General features: G+C 64.6%; 5 protein-coding genes. 3 read left to right on the forward strand and 2 right to left on the reverse strand.

The genetic code is table 11. The features are described 5' to 3' along the window. The 3 genes from AC1D0P_RS23335 to AC1D0P_RS23345 form a co-directional block, all read left to right on the forward strand. Positions 1-683: acyl-CoA dehydrogenase C-terminal domain-containing protein (locus AC1D0P_RS23335; protein ID WP_477678918.1), on the forward strand; the 683-nt coding region annotated here is incomplete at its 5' end. A gap of 86 nt (positions 684-769) precedes the next feature. Beyond that, entirely contained in the window at positions 770-1,732 is a 963-nt protein-coding gene (locus AC1D0P_RS23340; protein WP_477678919.1) for an NAD(P)H-dependent flavin oxidoreductase, read from the forward strand. 18 nt (positions 1,733-1,750) lie between these two features. After that, the gene (locus tag AC1D0P_RS23345; RefSeq protein WP_477678920.1) at positions 1,751-2,839 is read left to right on the forward strand and encodes an acyltransferase family protein; all 1,089 of its coding nucleotides are present in this window, start codon (positions 1,751-1,753) and stop codon (positions 2,837-2,839) included. 18 nt (positions 2,840-2,857) lie between these two features. Here the strand turns inward: AC1D0P_RS23345 and AC1D0P_RS23350 are convergent, their stop codons facing one another. Together AC1D0P_RS23350 and AC1D0P_RS23355 are read right to left on the reverse strand one after the other, a co-directional pair. Continuing rightward, positions 2,858-3,205 carry a DOPA 4,5-dioxygenase family protein gene (locus AC1D0P_RS23350; RefSeq protein ID WP_477678921.1) on the reverse strand — a complete coding sequence of 116 codons (348 nt, stop codon included), beginning with the start codon at positions 3,203-3,205 and terminating at the stop codon, positions 2,858-2,860. Between the two features lie 37 nt (positions 3,206-3,242). Continuing rightward, on the reverse strand, positions 3,243-3,626 hold a 384-nt coding region (locus AC1D0P_RS23355), incomplete at its 5' end, for a hypothetical protein (RefSeq protein ID WP_477678922.1).

Genomic DNA, 3,626 nt, shown 5'->3' on the forward strand with positions numbered 1-3,626 from the left:
ACGCAACGCATCACCACCCCGATGCCGAGGTGCGCAAGCAGAACCAGGCGTTTTACGAATTCATGGTGCCGCTGGTCAAGGGCTACAGCACCGAGATGAGCCTGGAAGTCACGTCGCTGGGCGTACAGGTGCACGGCGGCATGGGCTTCATCGAAGAGACCGGTGCGGCCCAGTACTACCGCGACGCGAAGATCCTGACCATCTAYGAAGGCACSACCGCCATCCAGGCCAACGACCTGATAGGCCGCAAGACCTCGCGCGATGGCGGCCAGACCGCCAAGGCGATCGCCGGCCAGATAGCCGCCACTGAAAAAGAACTCGTGAAGCAGGGCAGCGCCGATGCGCTGGCCGTGGCCAAGCGCCTGAAGGCCGCGCGTGAAGCTTTCATCGACGTGGTCGACTTTGTCGCCGGCAACACCAAAGCCAGCCCCAACGCTGTGTTCGCCGGCAGCGTGCCTTACCTCATGCTCGCGGGTAACGTGGTCGCTGGCTGGCAGATGGCGCGTTCGCTGCTGGTCGCGCAAGAGCAGATCGCGCAAGGCGTGGACGTGGCCTTCATGCAGGCCAAGATCACGACCGCGCGTTTTTACGCCGACCACCTGCTGACCAAAGCCCCCGGCCTGCGCGACAGCATCGTTGAAGGCGCCGACAGCGTGACCGCGCTGGCGCTGGAAGCGTTCTGAGGCGGCACGGCCTGCACGGTTTTTCATCTCCAGCTGCCCCCGCGTGGGCAGCGTGTTTTCCTGAATCCCTGAACTTCGGAGCCACCATGTCCAGACTGCCCGGCGCATTGAACCAGCTGCCCCTGCCCATCATCGGCTCGCCGCTCTTCATCATCAGCAATCCCAAGCTGGTCATCGCGCAGTGCAAGGCCGGTGTGGTCGGCGCCATGCCCGCGCTCAATGCGCGCCCGGCGTCGCAGCTTGACGAATGGCTGGCTGAGATCACCGAGGCGCTGGCCGCCCACAACAAGGCCAACCCCGGCAAGCCGGCCGCGCCTTTCGCCATCAACCAGATCGTGCACAAGTCCAACGACAGGCTGGAGCACGACATGGAAATGTGCGTGAAGTACAAGGTGCCCATCTACATCACCAGCCTGGGCGCGCGCGAAGACATCAACGCCGCCGCGCACAGCTACGGCGGTGTGGTGCTGCACGACATCATCAACAACAAGTTCGCGCGCAAGGCGATTGAAAAAGGCGCCGACGGCCTGGTCGCCGTGGCCGCCGGCGCGGGCGGCCATGCGGGCGTCAAAAGCCCCTTCGCGCTGATCCAGGAAATCCGCSAGTGGTTCGACGGCCCGCTGGCGCTGTCGGGTGCCATCTCCACCGGCGGCGCGGTGCTGGCCGCGCAGGCCATGGGCGCCGACTTCGCCTACATAGGCTCGGCCTTTATCGCCACCGATGAAGCGCGCGCCACCGACGCCTACAAGCAGGCCATCGTCGACGGCAATTCCGACGACATCGTTTACAGCAGCCTGTTCACGGGCGTGCACGGCAACTACCTCGCGCCCTCGATACGCGCGGCCGGCATGGACCCCGAGAACCTGCCCGAGGGCGACGTCAAGACCATGAACTTCGGCGGCGGTGAAGGCAGCAAGTCCAAGGCCTGGAAAGACATCTGGGGCTGCGGCCAGGGCATAGGCGCCGTCAGCAAGGTGCAAAGCGCCGCCGCCTTTGTGGAGCAACTCAAGCGCGAATACCTTGACGCGCGCCAGCGCGTCTGCGCTTGAACCTGGCCACGCGAATCCATGACCACGCCCCAGCGCCTTCAGGGCCTTGACGCCCTCAAAGGCCTGGCCTGCGTGCTGATCGTCTGGCACCACCTGGCTTTTTACGGGCCCATGTCGGACGTGGTGTATTCGTCCGCGCCCGGCCTCATGGACTGGCTTTACGGCTACGGACGCATGGCGGTGCAGTTCTTCCTGGTCGCGGCGGGTTTCCTGGCCGCCGCCTCGCTCGCGCCGCAGGGCGTCGCCGTGTTCGAGGCGCCAGGCCACCTGATCTTTCGCCGCTATGCGCGGCTCGTCAAACCCTACCTGGCCGCGCTCGCCGTCAGCGTGCTGGTGGCCGCGCTGCTCAGGCCCTGGTTCGACCATCCCTCGGTGCCAGCGGCGCCCACGCTGTTCCAGTTGCTGGCCCATGGCTTGCTACTGCAGGATGTGCTGGGCCAGGAGTCGCTGTCGGCCGGTGTCTGGTATGTGGCGATGGACTTGCAGCTCTATGCAATGGCCGTGCTGGTGTTTGCCGCCGCGCGGCCGCTGCGTATGAGCACGGCGTTATCGGGGGTATCGGCGGGGGCCATGGCTGTGCTGTTGATCGCGCTGCTCTCATTGGGGGTGTTCAACCGGAACCCGCTTTTTGACATCACCGCCCTGTATTTTTTCGGCGCCTACGCGCTGGGCATGCTGGCCTTCTGGGCCTCGCGCGCGGCAGGTGCGCAACGCGGATACTGGCTGGCCGCCATGGCGGTGCTGGGCGCGCTGGCCCTGGCGCTGGATTTCAGGGGCAGGATCGTGGTGGCCCTGGCAAGCGCCTTCGGCCTGGTGTGGCTGGCGGGCCTTGCGCCAAGCCACTGGCTGCTGCGCGGGTTGCGGCAGCGCCCGCTGCTGCATTTGGGCCGCATCTCGTATTCGGTGTTCCTGATCCACTTCCCGGTCTGCCTGCTGGCCAATGCGGTCGTCAGCCATTTCTGGCCCACGCAACTGGCCGCGAATGTGCTGGGCATGCTGCTGGCGTTCGCGCTGTCATTGCTCGCGGGGCAGGCGCTGTACCGCTGGGTGGAATCCGCGCCCGCGCTCCTCGCGCCCGGGCGCTTCCGGCGTTTGTTCAGCCGCTGAAACGGCCGGCGCGAAAATTCAGCGCCTGAACATTTCCAGCTTCAGTTCCGCCGGCTCGCCCAGCCACGAAGCGTGTGTGGTGTGGTCCGCCAGGTCATCGCCCGTGAGCCCATGCACAAACACGTCCAGGCCTTTGCGCTCGCTCTCCAGCCAGGGAATGATGCGTTCGAACTCCGCGCTGTCAAACGACAGCTGGCAACTCCAGCGCGGATGCGGCCCGACCTCACGCTCATGCACGCGGCCCACGCCGACATGGAACAGCTCACCGGCCCGGGTGGCCAGCGCGCGCGCCTGTTCGACGGTGTCGGGGCCGAAATAGAGGTGGGCGTGGTAGCGGCTGTGAATATTTGCCGGGCGTTGTGTCATGTCAGTCAAAGGTGTTCAAGGATAAAAACACAGGTCTTTAAAAACCATCCAGAAAAGTCATCTCGGGCAAGGGTGCGTCCGGGTGTTCGGCAAGGGCCTTGGCATGCACTTGGCGCATGCGCTGCCGGCAATGGTCCAGGTCTTTGACTTGAAACAGGAACAACACCTCGTCCCGGTTTTCCGCGTTCTGCCACAAGTGCTCGAGGTACATGCCGTGCTCCGCATGCTCCGCGGCATCGTGTTCAAGCTGTTGTTTGACGGCGGTGAGGGGTGCCCCTTTGAGCTTTGCCAGTACATGTGCCATGGTGAAATCTCCAGCGAGCCCATCATTATTGCGGTTTGGTGACGCCGGCGTTGTGATCAGGGTTTTCCAGCGCAAATTTTGAAACTTGGGGCGCTGTTTTTCAACGCCGGCCTGGCC

This window comes from Polaromonas sp. P1_G2 (assembly GCF_056405515.1).

Coding starts and splice junctions, on each gene's coding strand:
- AC1D0P_RS23350 (WP_477678921.1), bottom strand. CDS start 3,205: ATGACACAACGCCCGGCAAATATTCACAGCCGCTACCACGCCCACCTC.
- AC1D0P_RS23345 (WP_477678920.1), top strand. CDS start 1,751: ATGACCACGCCCCAGCGCCTTCAGGGCCTTGACGCCCTCAAAGGCCTG.